The sequence below is a fragment of the Curtobacterium sp. VKM Ac-1393 genome, assembly GCF_015350995.1.
In the GTDB taxonomy this organism is placed as follows: Bacteria; Actinomycetota; Actinomycetes; order Actinomycetales; family Microbacteriaceae; genus Curtobacterium.
This window is the reverse complement of record NZ_JADKRW010000005.1, coordinates 108,188-121,807: the sequence shown is the minus strand read 5'-3', so window position 1 is coordinate 121,807 and position 13,620 is coordinate 108,188. Positions and strand designations below refer to the sequence as shown.

The following is a 13,620-nucleotide window of genomic DNA, read 5'->3' as shown; positions in this document are numbered from 1 at the left end:
AGACTCCATGGCCAACCCCCAGGGCATCATCGACCCGCCCATCGACGACCTGCTCAGCAAGGTCGAGTCGAAGTACGCGCTCGTCATCTTCGCTTCCAAGCGCGCGCGACAGATCAACGACTACTACGCCGACCTGCACGAGGGCTCGCTCTTCGACAACGTCGGCCCGCTCGTCGACTCGACGATCGACGACAAGCCGCTGTCCGTGGCTCTCCACGAGATCAACGAGGACAAGCTGACCGTCACCAAGCAGCAGCAGCCCTCCGACTGATCCCGGTGACTGCAGCTGCTCTGCGCCTCTTCACGTCCGAGTCGGTGACCGAGGGGCACCCCGACAAGATCTGCGACCAGATCTCGGACAGCATCCTCGACGCACTGCTCACGGTGGACCCGCACGCGCGGGTCGCCGTCGAGACGATGGTGACGACGGGCCTCGTGCACGTCGCGGGCGAGGTCACGACCTCGGGCTACGTCGAGATCCCCAAGCTGGTCCGTGACGTCATCACGGGCATCGGGTACAACTCGTCGGACGTCTCGTTCGACGGCGCCACCTGTGGCGTCGAGGTCTCGATCGGTGCGCAGTCGCCGGACATCGCGCAGGGCGTCGACGAGTCGCTCGACTCCCGCACCGGCGCCGTCGACCCGCTCGACCGCCAGGGCGCCGGCGACCAGGGCATCATGTTCGGCTTCGCGACGAACGAGACCCCGGAGTACATGCCGGTCGCGATCTGGCTGGCGCACCGACTGGCCGAGCGCCTCGCAGCGGTCCGCAAGTCCGGTGAGCTGACCTTCCTGCGTCCGGACGGCAAGACCCAGGTCACCGTCGGCTACGACGGCGTCGTGCCGAAGACCGTCGAGACCGTCGTCCTGTCGACGCAGCACTCGCCGAGCGTGACGCTCGAGCAGCTCACCGCCGAGATCACCGAACACGTGATCCGTCCGGTCCTCGACCTCGTCGACCTCGACTCCTCGCACGTCGACGTCATCGTCAACCCGACCGGCCGCTTCGAGATCGGCGGTCCCCAGGGCGACGCCGGGCTCACCGGCCGCAAGGTCATCGTCGACACCTACGGCGGGGCCTCCCGCCACGGCGGCGGTGCGTTCAGCGGCAAGGACCCGTCGAAGGTCGACCGCTCGGCGGCGTACGCGTTGCGCTGGGTCGCGAAGAACGCGGTCGCCGCGGGACTCGCCGACCGTCTCGAGGTGCAGGTGGCCTACGCGATCGGCCGCGCGAAGCCCGTCGGGCTCTACGTCGAGACCTTCGGTACCGGGCACGTCGACGACGCCACGATCGAAGCGTCGATCCGCCAGGTCTTCGACCTGCGTCCGGCCGCGATCATCCGCGACCTCGACCTGCTCCGTCCGGTCTACGCGCAGACCGCGACGTACGGACACTTCGGCCGCGAGCTCCCCGGGTTCACCTGGGAGCAGCTCGACCGTGTCGAGGAACTCCGCGCCGCCGCAGGGCTCGTCGCCGCCGCCGTCTGAGGCGAACGCGTGACCACCGTCGCGCGCGTCGTCCTCGACTCGCCGCTCCCGCAGTTGGACCGTCTGTTCGACTACCGGGTGCCGGCCGAGCTCGAGGGCGACTGCGTGCCGGGGGTCCGCGTGAAGGTCCCGCTCCGCACCGGGGCCCGGATGTCCGACGGCTACGTCGTCGAGATCGTCACCGAGGGCGACTACCCCGGCGAGCTCAGCGCCATCGAGACCCTGGTCTCGCCGGTGCCGGTGCTCGCGCCGGAGATCTGGAAGCTCGCCCGGGCCGTGGCCGACCGGGCCGCCGGTGTGGCCTCGGACGTGCTCCGGCTCGCGGTCCCGACGCGGCAGGTCCGCGCCGAGAAGGCCTGGCTCGCACGCGACACCTCGTGGTCCCCGCCCCCGGTGACGGCCCCACCGGTGACCGGCTACACCGCGGGCATGCTCGAGGGTGTGCTCGCCGAGCGCGATCGCGCTGCGGTCGCCGCCGTTCCCCACCCCGTGGCACTGCCCGCGCCCTCCGGTGACGACAGCGACGGCGACGACCACAGCGACGCCGACCCGGTCTGGGTGCCGGGCTGGGCCGCCACGCTCGCGCAGGCCGCCGCGCACACCGTGGCGAGCGAGCAGTCCGCCGTGATCGCGGTGCCCGACTTCCGCGACGTGATGGACCTCGAGCGCGCCCTGCTCGCCCTGCTGCCGACGGAACGGGTCGTCCGCTTCGACGCCAAGCAGACGAACGGGCAGCGGGCGAAGGCGCTGCTGCAGGCCCGCACGCACGCCGTCGTCGCGATCGGGAACCGCACGGCGATGTACGCCCCGGCCGCCGACCTCGGGCTCATCGCGATGTGGGACGACGGCGACGCCTCGTTCATCGAGCAGCGCGCGCCGTACGTGCACACGCGCGACGTCGCCCTGGTGCGGGCCGCGCAGTCCGGTGCCGCGCTGCTGTTCCTCTCGCACGCCCGCAGCACCGACGTGCAGCGGCTCGTCGAGCTGCGCTGGTTGCAGGACGTCACGCCGTACCGGGTGCAGAACCCCAGGGTGATCCCGACCGTCCAGCAGACCAGTGCCGAGGGGTACGCCGCACAGGCGCGGATCCCGAGCTCGGCCTGGCGAGCGGCGCGCGAGGCGAGCCAACACGGACCGGTGCTCGTGCAGGTAGCGAGCCCCGGGTTCGGCACCGGGCTCGTCTGTGCCGAGTGCGGTGAACGGGCGCACTGTCGGATCTGCGGCGGTCCGCTCGGCAGCCCCCACCGCGGCGCCACCCCGCAGTGCCGGTTCTGCGGTGCCCTCGCCGTGGGGTTCCGCTGTCCGACGTGCGGCAACGGCACCGTCAAGCCCGTGGGACAGGGCGCCCAACGCACCGCGGACGAACTCGGGCGGGCGTTCCCCGGCACCCGGATCGTGGTGGCCGACGGCTCCCGCCCGCTCGACGAGGTCCCCGCGAGACCGTCCGTCGTCGTCGCGACCCGTGGCGCCGAGCCGAGCGTGCCCGGTGGCTACGCGTGCGTGCTGCTGCTCGACGGCGAGAAGATGCTCGCCCGGGAAGGCCTGCGTGTGCAGGAGGACGTCCTGCGGTTCTGGACGAACGCCGCAGCGAAGGGTGCACCGGGGGCCGAGGCGTACCTGGTCGGCATCGGCGGGAAGCTCGCGACCGCGATGGCCCTGTGGCGGCTCGACGGTCCCGCGCACGACGAACTCACCGACCGTCGGGAGCTGCACTTCCCGCCGGCGGTCCGCGTCGCGACGATGACCGGCACCGACGAGGCCGTGACCGCCGCGGTGGAGGCCCTCGATGGTGCGACCGCCGGCCCGGTGCTCGGTCCCGTGCCCGTCGAGGACGATGCCCTGCCGGGAACGGTGCGGGCGATCGTGCGGTTCCCGTACGCCCACGGTGCCGAGGTCGCGGCGACCCTCAAGGCCGAGGTGATCCGGCGGTCGTCGACCCGGCGGGTCCTCAAGGGCGGCAACCGGCGTCGAGCGGCGCCGACGCTGCGGGTCCGGCTCGACGACGCCGAGCCCTTCAGCGAGGTCTGACCGCAACGACTCCAACGCGGAACGACACCCTCGACGTCGTACGACGACGAGGGTGTCGATCGGAGTCGACGCACGACTCCACCCACAGCCACGTCAGGCGCGCGCGGCCCGCCCGCCGATCCGCGGGAACACGACGCCGAGCGCGACCATCCCGATCGCGAGCACGAGGTGCAGCCAGTTGTCCGCCCAGTTCAGCGGCACGAAGTTCGCACCGAACGAGTGCCCCGCGGTGAACAGCCCGTAGACCCAGAGCACGAAGTAGACGACCCCGCCGAGCACGAGGTACATCCGCGAACCGGTTGCGTACCCGGCGGCGAGCACCCCGACGACCCCGAACAGCAGGTGCACGATGTTGTGCAGCACCGACACCTGGAAGATCCCGAGCAGCATCGCCATCGAGCCGTGCCCGGCACCGCCGAGTGCCCCCGAGGTGAGCCCCGGCACGAACCCGGCGATCCCGACGAGCAGGAACACGACGCCGACGAGCAGCGCGACCTTCTGGATGCTGGACCCCGCGAAGCGGTTGGTGGACGTGGTGACATCGGACATGGGAGCCCCTCTCGTTCCGTGCCGCAGAACGTACCCATCCACAGGACGTCCGGTTCGGGTCAGTCCGGCGAGCGCGCTCGTGGGAGGATCGAACCCATGCGTCTCGTCGTCGCCGGCAGCCCTGCTGCGGCCGTTCCCACCCTCCGCCGCCTGGCCGCGTCCGAGCACGAGATCGCCGCGGTGCTCACCCGGCCGGCCACGCCCCAGGGGCGCAAGCGCGTGCTGACGCCCACGCCGGTGGCGCAGGTCGCCGCCGAGCTCGGCCTGCCGGTCATCGAGGCGAGCCGCGTCGACGACCAGGTCACCGCGCAGCTCGCCGCGCTCGACGTCGACCTCGGCGTGATCGTCGCCTACGGGGCGCTGCTCCGCCGCCCCGCGCTCGACGCCCCGCGGCTCGGCTGGGTCAACCTGCACTTCTCTGACCTGCCCGCGTACCGCGGTGCCGCACCGGTGCAGCGCGCCGTGATGGCGGGGGACACCCGGACCGCTGCCTCGGTCTTCCAGCTCGTCGAGGCGCTCGACGCCGGCCCGGTGTACGCCGCCGACCCGTTCGAGATCGACCCCGAGGCCACCGCCGGCGAGGTCCTGGCCGCCATGGCGGAGACGGGCGCCGAGACCGTCGCGCGTGTGGTCGACGGCATCGCGGCCGGCACCGCCGTCGCGAGCGAGCAGACCGGTGCGCCGACGCTCGCCCCGAAGCTCACCATCGATGACGGGCACATTGACTTCGACGCCCCCGCCGCGGTCGTGCACGCCCGCCTGCGTGGCGTGACGCCCGAACCCGGTGCGTACGCCCACCTCGGCGAGACGCGGGTGAAGCTGCTCCGCAGCAACCGGCTGACGGGAGGCACGGCGGACCCCGTCCCGCACCTCGCGCCCGGTGCGCTGACACTCCACGGCGGCCGCCTGCTGGTCGGGACCGCCGACGGTCCGCTGGCACTGGTCACGGTACAGCCGGCCGGCAAGCAGGCGATGGACGCCGCAGCCTGGGCCCGTGGCCTCGGTGAACTGGACGGGAAGGTCCTCGCATGAGCCAGCCGACGAACACCCGGGGAGCCCACCGCGGCCCCCGTCCGGCGAACGCCCGCCGTGTCGCCTTCGACGTGCTCCGCGCCGTGCAGGTCGACGACGCCTACGCGAACCTGCTGCTGCCGACGCGGATCCGCCGTGCCGGTCTGACCGCTCGTGACGCCGCGTTCGCCACCGAGCTCACCTACGGTTCCATCCGGATGCTCGGCCGCTACGACGTCATCATCGCGCAGGCCTCCGGGCGTCGAGCCGAGAACATCGAGGCCGACGTCCTCGACGTCATGCGCCTCGGTGCGCACCAGCTGCTCGCCATGCGGACCCCGACGCACGCCGCGGTCGACGCCACCGTCGAGCTCGCCCGCGAGGTCGGTGCCCGCCGTGCCACCGGCTTCGTGAACGCCGTGATGCGCAAGATCGCCGCGCGCACCGACGACGAGTGGGACGCCCAGATCACCGCTGGTCGTGGCGGCGACGCACTGCTCGCGACCCGGTGGTCGCACCCGGCGTGGGTCGTCTCGGCACTGCGCGACGCCCTGGCTGCCGAACGCGCCCGCGACGAGCTCGCCGCCCTGCTCGCCGCCGACAACGCCGCGCCGCGGGTCCAGCTCGCGGCGCTGCCCGGACTCGCCACCGACGAGGACATCGCCGCCGCGACCACGGGCACCGCGCCCGACGAGGACGACCCGACCGCCGAGCCGGGCGCGACGGGTGAGACGGACGCAGCCGTCGCGGTGGAGCCGACCGTCGACGAGGCGGCGGCCGACGACGTCGCCGGTGCCGTGCCTCCCGTCCGGACCGCCGACGTCCTGCCGGTCTCGCCCGTCGGGATCCGCGGCATCTCCGGCGATCCCGCACGGGTGCCGGGCGTCGCTGCCGGACGCCTGCGCGTGCAGGACGAGGGCTCGCAGCTCGCCGCCCTCGCGCTGAGCCGGTCGTCCGCGGTGCGCGCGGGGGAGCGGTGGCTCGACATGTGCGCTGGGCCCGGCGGCAAGGCCGCGCTGCTCGCGGCCGAGGCCCAGCAGGGCGGCGCGACCCTCGTCGCGAACGAACTCGTACCGGCGCGCGCCGGCCTGGTGCGGAACGCCCTCGGGGTGTTCGGCGACCACGTCCGGGTCGTCGAGGGCGATGCCAGGCGCTACGGCCGCGACGGCACCGGGCTGACCTTCGACCGCATCCTGCTCGACGCGCCGTGCACCGGGCTCGGAGCTCTGCGTCGGCGTCCGGAGGCCCGTTGGCGGAAGACCCCGGAGGACGTCCAGGAGCTCGCGGCGCTGCAGACCGAACTGCTCGACGCAGCGGTGCGGGTGCTCGCACCGGGCGGCACGCTCGCGTACGTCACCTGCTCGCCGCACCTGGCCGAGACGCGCGGGCAGGTCGACGCGCTGATGGGGCGGCACGGCGACGTGCTCGAGCAGCTCGAGACCGCGTCGATCGTGCGCGGGGTCGCGGCACGTGACCCGGAGATCGCGGACGGTGCCACGGCGCAGCTCTGGCCGCACCGGGTCGGGACGGATGCGATGTTCATCGCGCTGTTCCGTCGCGTGGGCTGAGCAGGCCGCCCGGCGGTCAGGCCGCACGTCGGTAGGCGCTGCCGTCGCAGGTGTGCACGGCCGAGTCGTCGAACAGCGCCCGCAGGTTGTAGGCGGCGCAGTCGACGAAGGTGCCGATGCTGATCCGTGACGACGAGCGTCGCAGTTCGCCCTTCGACGGCCCGTCGGACCCGATGCCGGCCCGGTGCACCGTCCAGGCGATGTCCTGCGCGTCCTGGTCGAGGTACCGCATCACCGCCTCGTTGTCCTCGTGCTGCCCGATGTAGCCGCGGGCGATCGTCCCGCGGATCGCCCGGAGCGGCAGCGCGAGCGGCTTGCCCGGCGCGGCGCTCAGGCCGCCGGCCTGGTACAGCAGTCGACGGGCACCGCCCCGGCGCATCGCGGGGACGAGCGCCTGGACGAACGGCGTGTTGATCGGGCGCTCGCGCTGGGCGGGCGCGTCGCCGAGCATCGTGATGACGCCGTCGACGCCGTCGAGGAGCGCATCGAGGTCGAGCGTGTCCGTGATCGATCCCGGAACGACCTTGAGGGCGTCGTGGCTGATCCGCATCTTGGCGGGTGTCCGTGCGACGGCTCGGACACGGTGACCGGCCTCGAGCGCGAGTCGGGTGAAGTGCTGGCCGGTCTGGCCGGTCGCGCCGAACACGAGCAGGGTCTCGTTGGAAGGCATGCCGTCAAACTAGGCGCTGCCTAGAAAATAGTCAATGCCTAGTCCGGGTCTAGGATGTCCCCATGACCGAGCGGCCCTTCCACCACGGGAACCTGCGTGCGGTGCTGCTCGACGAGGCCGTCGCGGTGCTGCGCGAATCCGGGGTCGACGGCCTCTCGCTCCGCGACCTCGCCCGCCGCGCCGGGGTCAGTCACGGCGCCCCCCGGAGCCACTTCGTCGATCGCCAGGCGCTCCTCGATGCCCTCGCCGAACTCGGCTTCGACCGGCTGACCGCTGCCGTGCGCCGGGCGCTGTCCGGCGCCGACGCCCTGGAGGACCGGTTCCGCCGGGTCGCCCTGGCGTACGTCGACTTCGCGATCGACGACGCGGCGCTGATGGACCTCATGTTCCAGGCGAAGACGACCGGCCGGCCCGGGCCGGTGCAGGCCGCCGCGGAGTCGCTGTTCGCGGAGCTCGAGGGTGCCGTGGGAACCGCGGCCGTGGGGGACGACGGTGCGGACGCCCGACTCCTCTTCAAGCTCCTGTTCGCGGCGACCATGCAGGGGATCGCCACCCTGGTCGTCTCCCGCCGGATCGACCGGGCGCAGGGCGAACGGCTCGTCGACGCCGCGCTCGGGACGATGCTCGGCTCGGAGCTCGGCACCCGGGTGGTCGGCGCCCGCTGAGGTCGTCGCGGGGCGGCGGGGCGGGGAGGCGGCGGGGCGGCGAGGCGGCGGGGTGTCGCGCACGCGCCGGTAGGCTTGCCGGGTGACGATCCGCATCTCGCCGAGCATCCTGTCCGCCGACTTCGCGAACCTCGAGCGTGAACTCCACCGCATCGAGACCGCCGACCTGGTGCACGTCGACGTGATGGACAACCACTTCGTGCCGAACCTCACGCTCGGCCTGCCCATCGTCGAGCGCCTGCAGCAGGTCTCCCCGGTGCCGCTCGACGTCCACCTCATGGTCACCGACGTCGACGTCAACGCGCCGAAGTACGCCGAGACGGGGGCGTCCAGCGTGACGTTCCACTTCGAGGCCGCGAACGACCCCGTGGCCACGGCCGCCGCGATCCGCTCGAACGGGGCCCGTGCCGCCGTCGCGGTGAAGCCCGGCACCCCGATCACGCAGGTGCTGCACCACCTCGACGCCTACGACATGATCCTGCTCATGACCGTCGAGCCCGGGTTCGGCGGGCAGTCGTTCATGCCGTCCGTGATGCCGAAGCTCGCCGACGCCCGTGCCGCGGTCGACGCCTCCGGGCTCGACGTGTGGCTCGAGGTCGACGGCGGCATCTCGGTGGACACCGCGCCCGAGGCCGTGCGCAGCGGCGCCGACACCCTCGTCGCCGGGTCGGCGGTCTTCGGTGGTGAGCCCGCCGCGCGGATCACGGACCTGCGCGAAGCGGCCGCGCGGGCGCGGGCATGAGCGCGCCCCGTCCGGACGGTACGTCGGCGTCGTCAGCGGAGACCGGTAGCCTGGACCGCGTGAAGACGTTCGACGACCTGTTCCAGGAGCTCACCGAGAAGGCGCGCACGCGCCCCGAGGGCTCCGGCACCGTCGCCGAACTGGACGCCGGCGTGCACCAGATCGGCAAGAAGATCGTGGAAGAAGCGGCCGAGGTCTGGATGGCGGCCGAGTACGAGGGCGACGAGCGCACCTCGGAGGAGATCTCGCAGCTCGTGTACCACCTGCAGGTGCTCATGGTCGCGAAGGGGCTGTCCCCGGCGGACATCTGGCGACATCTGTAGGACGCGCCCGGGCGCCGCCCGTGCACCGACCTCGATCCGTCATGCTCCCGACCAGAAAGCAGACCCCCTGATGCTCCGCATCGCCGTGCCCAACAAGGGCTCCCTGTCCGAGACCGCGTCCGACATGCTGCGCGAGGCCGGGTACGCCGGCCGCCGCGATCCGAAGGCGCTGCACCTGCTCGACGAGCGCAACGGCGTCGAGTTCTTCTTCCTCCGCCCGCGCGACATCGCGACCTACGTCGGCTCCGGCGCACTCGACGTCGGCATCACCGGCCGCGACCTGCTGCTCGACTCCGGCTCCGAGGCACACGAGGTCGACGCGCTCGGCTTCGCCGACTCGACCTTCCGGTTCGCCGGCACGCCGGGGAAGTACAGCACGCTGCCGGACCTCGACGGGGTCCGCGTCGCCACGAGCTACCCGGGTCTGGTGGGGGACTTCCTCGCCCGCCACGGGGTCACCGCGACACTCGTCAAGCTCGACGGAGCCGTCGAGAGCGCCGTGCGCCTCGGGGTCGCCGACGCGGTCGCCGACGTCGTGTCGACGGGCAGCACCCTGCGGCAGGCGGGTCTCGAGATCTTCGGTCCGGTCATCCTCGAGTCGACCGCGCTGCTGGTGTCGACCGACGAGACGATCCCGGGCATCGACGTCCTGCGCCGTCGTCTGCAGGGCGTCCTCGTCGCGCGGGGCTACGTCATGCTCGACTACGACATCCCCACCGCGCTGCTCGAGCAGGCGACGGCGGTCGCGTCCGGCATCGAGTCGCCGACGGTCTCGCCGCTGCACGGCCGCGACTGGTCCGCGGTGCGCGTGATGATCCCGCGCGACGACGCCAACCTCATCATGGACGCGCTGTACGACCTCGGTGCCCGCGCGATCCTCGTCAGCCCGATCCACGCGGCCCGGCTGTGACCGCGGCCGCCGCGGCGCCGGGCGGCGTGGCCGTCCGGGTCATCCCGTGCCTCGACGTCCAGGGTGGCCGGGTCGTCAAGGGCGTGAACTTCCTCGACCTGCAGGACGCCGGTGACCCCGTCGAGCTCGCTGCGCGCTACTACGAGCAGGGCGCCGACGAGCTGACCTTCCTCGACGTCGGCGCCACGGTCGAGAACCGTTCGACGATGTACGACACGGTCACCCGCACCGCCGAGCAGGTGTTCATCCCGCTCACGGTGGGCGGCGGTGTCCGCTCCGTCGACGACGTGTCCCGGCTGCAGCAGTGCGGTGCGGACAAGATCGGCGTGAACAGCGCCGCGATCGCCCGGCCCGACCTGGTCGGCGAGATCGCCGACCGCTTCGGCGCGCAGGCCGTTGTCCTGTCGCTCGACGTCAAGCGCTCCGACCGCACCGCCTCGGGCTTCGTGGTCACCACCCACGGCGGCCGCACCGAGACCGACATCGACGCCGTCACCTGGGCGCGCGACGCCGTCGAGCGCGGCGCGGGGGAGCTGCTCGTGAACTCCATCGACGCGGACGGCACGAAGAACGGGTTCGACCTCGAACTCGTGGCTGCGGTGCGCTCGGTCGCGCGGGTCCCGGTCATCGCGTCGGGAGGCGCGGGTCGGGTCGACCACTTTGCCCCGGCCGTCGACGCGGGTGCGGATGCCCTCCTCGCGGCGTCCGTCTTCCACCGTGGCGAGATGACGGTGGGCGACGTCAAGGCCGCGCTGCGCGCGACCGGCCACGCCGTCCGCTGAACCGCCGCCGTCCGCTGATCCGCCGCCGTAGGCTAGGAGTCTCATGACCTACAGCACCAGCACCGACACCGAGGCGGTCCTCGACCGCGCACGTTTCGGTGCGGACGGGCTGCTCCCCGCCATCGTGCAAGAGGAGTCGTCGAAGGACGTCCTCATGCTCGGGTACATGGACCGGGAAGCGCTCCGCCGCACCCTCACCGAGGGGCGCGTGACCTTCTGGTCGCGGTCGCGGAGCGAGTACTGGCGGAAGGGTGACACCTCGGGGCACGCGCAGTACGTGCGTGACGCGGCGTTCGACTGCGACGCCGACACGCTGCTCGTCACCGTGCAGCAGGTCGGGGCCGCGTGCCACACCGGTGCGCACCGCTGCTTCGACGTCGACCCGCTCGCGCCCGTGACCATGTCTGCCCCGGCGGACACGGCAGTGGAGGCGACCCGATGACCACCGCGACGATCTCAGAGACCCCGCACACGACCTCCCGTCCGGAGTTCGACGCCCTGCTGGGCGACCACCGCGTCGTCCCGGTGGTGCGCGCGCTCTACGCCGACAGCGAGACGCCGGTGGGCGTCTACCGGAAGCTCGCGGACGGCCGGCCCGGGTCGTTCCTGCTCGAGTCCGCGGGCCAGGGCGGCCTCTGGTCGCGCTGGTCGTTCGTCGGCGTGCGCAGCTTCGGGGTCCTGACGCAGGAGGGCGACCGCGCCGCCTGGATCGACACCGGGATCGACGCCGAGCGCGCCGTCGGCTCCCTCGACGGCGAACCGCTCGAGGTGCTCGCCCGGTTGCACGACCGTTGGGCGACCCCGCGGGTGCCCGGCTCGCCCCCGCTCGTCGGCGGGACCGTCGGGTTCATCGGGTGGGAGGCCGTGCGCCAGCTCGAGCACCTGCCGAACGTGCCCCCGGCCGACTTCGACGTGCCCGGACAGGCGCTGTCGTTCGTGTCCGAACTCGTCGCGCTCGACCACCGCACCGGGCTCGTGCTGCTCGTGGCGAGTGTGCTGAACGACGGCACCGACGACGCCGAGGCCCTCTGGTCCGACGCGCAGCTCCGCTTGGACCGCCTGCAGGCCGACCTCGTCCAGCCGAGCGTCGCGACCGTCGCCGAGGCGTTCGAGATCGCCGAGCCGACCCCGACGCACCGCTCCACACCGGACGAGTACATGGCAGCGGTCGAGCGCTCGAAGGAGTTCATCCGCGACGGCGACGTGTTCCAGGTCGTGGTCTCGCAGCGGTTCGACCACGAGGTGACGGCCGACCCGCTCGACGTCTACCGCGTGCTGCGGACGCTCAACCCGAGCCCCTACATGTACTTCCTGGCCCTGGCCGACACCGCCGACGAGCGGTACTGGATCGTCGGTGCCTCGCCGGAGGCCCTGGTGAAGGTGCAGTCCGGCCGCGCCATCACGCACCCGATCGCCGGGTCCCGCCCGCGCGGCGCGACGCCGGAAGAGGACGTCCGCTTCGGTGAGGACCTGCTCGACGACCCGAAGGAACGCGCCGAGCACCTGATGCTCGTCGACCTGGCCCGCAACGACCTGCAGAAGGTCTGCGAGCCGGGGTCCGTCGCGGTCACCGAGTTCATGACGGTGGAGCGGTTCAGCCACATCATGCACCTGGTGTCGAGCGTCGAGGGAGCCGTGCGCCCGGGGATGTCCGCCATCGACGTGTTCCGCGCGACGTTCCCGGCGGGCACGCTGTCCGGTGCGCCGAAGCCCCGCGCTCTCGAGATCATCGATCAGCTCGAACCGGCCAAGCGCGGCGCCTACGCGGGCGTCGTCGGCTACTTCGACTTCGCCGGCGACGCGGACATCGCGATCGCCATCCGCACCGCCCTGATCAAGGACGGCGTGGCACGCGTGCAGGCCGGTGCCGGGCTCGTGGCCGACTCCGACCCAGCGACCGAGCACGAGGAGACGATCAACAAGGCGGCGGCACCGTTGCGCGCCGTGGCCACGGCCAACCGGATGCGCGAGGTCCGCTCGTGAAGCGCTCGCGCCCGATCATCGTCGTCGCCGGGCTGCTGGTGGCCGGCGTCATCATGCTCGCGTGGACCCAGACGTGGTTCACCGTGGACCTGCACGCCGGTGCCGCGGTCACCTCGACGGTCGACGCCGACGGCGCAGCGGTCGTGCCGCAGTACACCGCCCTGGCGATCGCGAGCCTGGCGTTGTTCCTCGCGATGACGATCGCCGGCAGGGTGCTCCGCATCGTGCTCGCGTGCGTCGAGATCCTGCTCGGACTCGGCGTCGTCGTCAGCGGCATCACCGCGCTCCGCGACCCGGTCGCCGCGGCCCGGGGCGCGATCGGCGCCGTCGCCGGTGTCAGTGACGTCACCGCGGTGCGCCGCGTCGTCTCGGGCGTCGACGTGTCGCTCTGGCCGGCCGTCGGGATCGCCGGCGGCGTGCTCGCCGTGCTGCTCGGCGTCGTCGTCATCGTGGTGCAGCGCTCGTGGCCCGGTCCGAGCCGGAAGTACGGCGCGGCCACGGCCGGCGCGGCAGCCGACGCCCGCGCGAAGGCCCCGGTCGTGCGCGACGCCGTCGTCGACTGGGACGACCTCAGCGCTGGGGTCGACCCGACCGTCGGCACGGTAGGATCGGATGGGCGTCGGTCGACCGACGACGCCGGAGCAGAACGAGGAGCACCGTGAGCAACACTGAGCCCGCAGATCTCGGCGAAGGCCACTCGCCGGCCGCCTGGACCGCCGTCGTGATCATGTTGATCGGATTCGCCGCAGGCACGCTGTTCTTCTGGTTCGACCAGCCCTGGGGCGTCTGGGCCTCCGCTGCGGTCGTCGTCATCGGCCTGATCGTCGGTGCGGTCATGGCGAAGGCGGGCTACGGCGTCAACGGTCCGAAGTACGTCGCCAAGCACCACGCCGAGTAGGGC

Annotated in this window: 16 protein-coding genes; 14 read left to right on the top strand and 2 right to left on the bottom strand. The window is 72.6% G+C overall.

Translation table 11 applies throughout. The features are described from left to right. Window positions 1–7: 7 nt before the first annotated feature. From rpoZ to ITJ59_RS12390, 3 genes are read left to right on the top strand one after another with little or no spacing between them, the layout of a single operon-like run. Window positions 8–271, top strand: a complete 264-nt coding sequence (gene rpoZ, locus ITJ59_RS12400; RefSeq protein ID WP_114849971.1) for a DNA-directed RNA polymerase subunit omega — start codon at window positions 8–10, stop codon at window positions 269–271. A gap of 5 nt (window positions 272–276) precedes the next feature. After that, a complete protein-coding gene (gene metK / locus ITJ59_RS12395; RefSeq protein WP_194651448.1) occupies window positions 277–1,488 on the top strand; it encodes a methionine adenosyltransferase in 1,212 nt (403 codons plus the stop codon). A gap of 9 nt (window positions 1,489–1,497) precedes the next feature. Beyond that, window positions 1,498–3,516, top strand: coding sequence for a primosomal protein N' (locus tag ITJ59_RS12390; RefSeq protein ID WP_194651446.1), 2,019 nt, complete (start codon window positions 1,498–1,500; stop codon window positions 3,514–3,516). 93 nt (window positions 3,517–3,609) lie between these two features. On the opposite strand, the gene ITJ59_RS12385 is transcribed toward ITJ59_RS12390, so the two are convergent. Beyond that, a complete protein-coding gene (locus ITJ59_RS12385) occupies window positions 3,610–4,065 on the bottom strand; it encodes a DUF4383 domain-containing protein (protein WP_194651445.1) in 456 nt (151 codons plus the stop codon). A gap of 96 nt (window positions 4,066–4,161) precedes the next feature. On the opposite strand from ITJ59_RS12385, the gene ITJ59_RS12380 reads away from it, so the two are divergent. Both ITJ59_RS12380 and ITJ59_RS12375 read left to right on the top strand, forming a co-directional pair. Beyond that, complete coding sequence (locus ITJ59_RS12380) at window positions 4,162–5,097, top strand: methionyl-tRNA formyltransferase (protein WP_194651443.1); 936 nt, start codon at window positions 4,162–4,164, stop codon at window positions 5,095–5,097. Further along, the gene (locus ITJ59_RS12375) at window positions 5,094–6,644 is read left to right on the top strand and encodes an RsmB/NOP family class I SAM-dependent RNA methyltransferase (RefSeq protein WP_228511465.1); all 1,551 of its coding nucleotides are present in this window, start codon (window positions 5,094–5,096) and stop codon (window positions 6,642–6,644) included. Before ITJ59_RS12380 ends, ITJ59_RS12375 begins: the two co-directional genes overlap by 4 nt. A 16-nt stretch (window positions 6,645–6,660) precedes the next feature. Here the strand turns inward: ITJ59_RS12375 and ITJ59_RS12370 are convergent, their stop codons facing one another. Then, on the bottom strand, window positions 6,661–7,314 hold the full coding sequence (locus tag ITJ59_RS12370) for an NAD(P)-dependent oxidoreductase (protein ID WP_194651440.1): 654 nt from the start codon (window positions 7,312–7,314) through the stop codon (window positions 6,661–6,663). A 62-nt stretch (window positions 7,315–7,376) separates the two neighbouring features. On the opposite strand from ITJ59_RS12370, the gene ITJ59_RS12365 reads away from it, so the two are divergent. The 9 genes from ITJ59_RS12365 to ITJ59_RS12325 all read left to right on the top strand — a co-directional run bounded on the left by ITJ59_RS12365 (window position 7,377) and on the right by ITJ59_RS12325 (window position 13,617). Next, on the top strand, window positions 7,377–7,979 hold the full coding sequence (locus ITJ59_RS12365) for a TetR/AcrR family transcriptional regulator (protein ID WP_194651439.1): 603 nt from the start codon (window positions 7,377–7,379) through the stop codon (window positions 7,977–7,979). 82 nt (window positions 7,980–8,061) lie between these two features. Next, window positions 8,062–8,721, top strand: a complete 660-nt coding sequence (gene rpe / locus ITJ59_RS12360) for a ribulose-phosphate 3-epimerase (protein ID WP_194651436.1) — start codon at window positions 8,062–8,064, stop codon at window positions 8,719–8,721. Between the two features lie 59 nt (window positions 8,722–8,780). Continuing rightward, window positions 8,781–9,044 (top strand): phosphoribosyl-ATP diphosphatase, encoded by a 264-nt coding sequence (locus ITJ59_RS12355; protein ID WP_111084162.1) that lies wholly within the window; start codon window positions 8,781–8,783, stop codon window positions 9,042–9,044. A gap of 70 nt (window positions 9,045–9,114) precedes the next feature. Next, a complete protein-coding gene (gene hisG / locus ITJ59_RS12350) occupies window positions 9,115–9,954 on the top strand; it encodes an ATP phosphoribosyltransferase (protein WP_194651434.1) in 840 nt (279 codons plus the stop codon). Next, window positions 9,951–10,736 carry an imidazole glycerol phosphate synthase subunit HisF gene (hisF, locus tag ITJ59_RS12345; protein ID WP_323749486.1) on the top strand — a complete coding sequence of 262 codons (786 nt, stop codon included), beginning with the start codon at window positions 9,951–9,953 and terminating at the stop codon, window positions 10,734–10,736. Before hisG ends, hisF begins: the two co-directional genes overlap by 4 nt. A gap of 43 nt (window positions 10,737–10,779) precedes the next feature. Next, window positions 10,780–11,178: a phosphoribosyl-AMP cyclohydrolase gene (gene hisI / locus ITJ59_RS12340; RefSeq protein ID WP_194651432.1), complete on the top strand. Its 399-nt coding sequence runs from the start codon at window positions 10,780–10,782 to the stop codon at window positions 11,176–11,178. Then, on the top strand, window positions 11,175–12,719 hold the full coding sequence (locus tag ITJ59_RS12335; protein ID WP_194651430.1) for an anthranilate synthase component I: 1,545 nt from the start codon (window positions 11,175–11,177) through the stop codon (window positions 12,717–12,719). Before hisI ends, ITJ59_RS12335 begins: the two co-directional genes overlap by 4 nt. Next, complete coding sequence (locus tag ITJ59_RS12330) at window positions 12,716–13,381, top strand: Trp biosynthesis-associated membrane protein (RefSeq protein ID WP_194651428.1); 666 nt, start codon at window positions 12,716–12,718, stop codon at window positions 13,379–13,381. Before ITJ59_RS12335 ends, ITJ59_RS12330 begins: the two co-directional genes overlap by 4 nt. After that, a complete protein-coding gene (locus ITJ59_RS12325) occupies window positions 13,378–13,617 on the top strand; it encodes an HGxxPAAW family protein (protein WP_194651426.1) in 240 nt (79 codons plus the stop codon). Before ITJ59_RS12330 ends, ITJ59_RS12325 begins: the two co-directional genes overlap by 4 nt. The last annotated feature ends 3 nt before the right edge of the window (window positions 13,618–13,620 follow it).

What these genes read in the sequence shown, in the direction of transcription:
- rpoZ (WP_114849971.1), top strand. Translation starts at nt 8, where the DNA reads ATGGCCAACCCCCAGGGCATCATCGACCCGCCCATCGACGACCTGCTC.
- ITJ59_RS12385 (WP_194651445.1), bottom strand. Translation starts at nt 4,065, where the DNA reads ATGTCCGATGTCACCACGTCCACCAACCGCTTCGCGGGGTCCAGCATC.
- ITJ59_RS12380 (WP_194651443.1), top strand. Translation starts at nt 4,162, where the DNA reads ATGCGTCTCGTCGTCGCCGGCAGCCCTGCTGCGGCCGTTCCCACCCTC.
- ITJ59_RS12375 (WP_228511465.1), top strand. Translation starts at nt 5,094, where the DNA reads ATGAGCCAGCCGACGAACACCCGGGGAGCCCACCGCGGCCCCCGTCCG.
- ITJ59_RS12370 (WP_194651440.1), bottom strand. Translation starts at nt 7,314, where the DNA reads ATGCCTTCCAACGAGACCCTGCTCGTGTTCGGCGCGACCGGCCAGACC.
- ITJ59_RS12365 (WP_194651439.1), top strand. Translation starts at nt 7,377, where the DNA reads ATGACCGAGCGGCCCTTCCACCACGGGAACCTGCGTGCGGTGCTGCTC.
- hisG (WP_194651434.1), top strand. Translation starts at nt 9,115, where the DNA reads ATGCTCCGCATCGCCGTGCCCAACAAGGGCTCCCTGTCCGAGACCGCG.
- hisI (WP_194651432.1), top strand. Translation starts at nt 10,780, where the DNA reads ATGACCTACAGCACCAGCACCGACACCGAGGCGGTCCTCGACCGCGCA.
- ITJ59_RS12335 (WP_194651430.1), top strand. Translation starts at nt 11,175, where the DNA reads ATGACCACCGCGACGATCTCAGAGACCCCGCACACGACCTCCCGTCCG.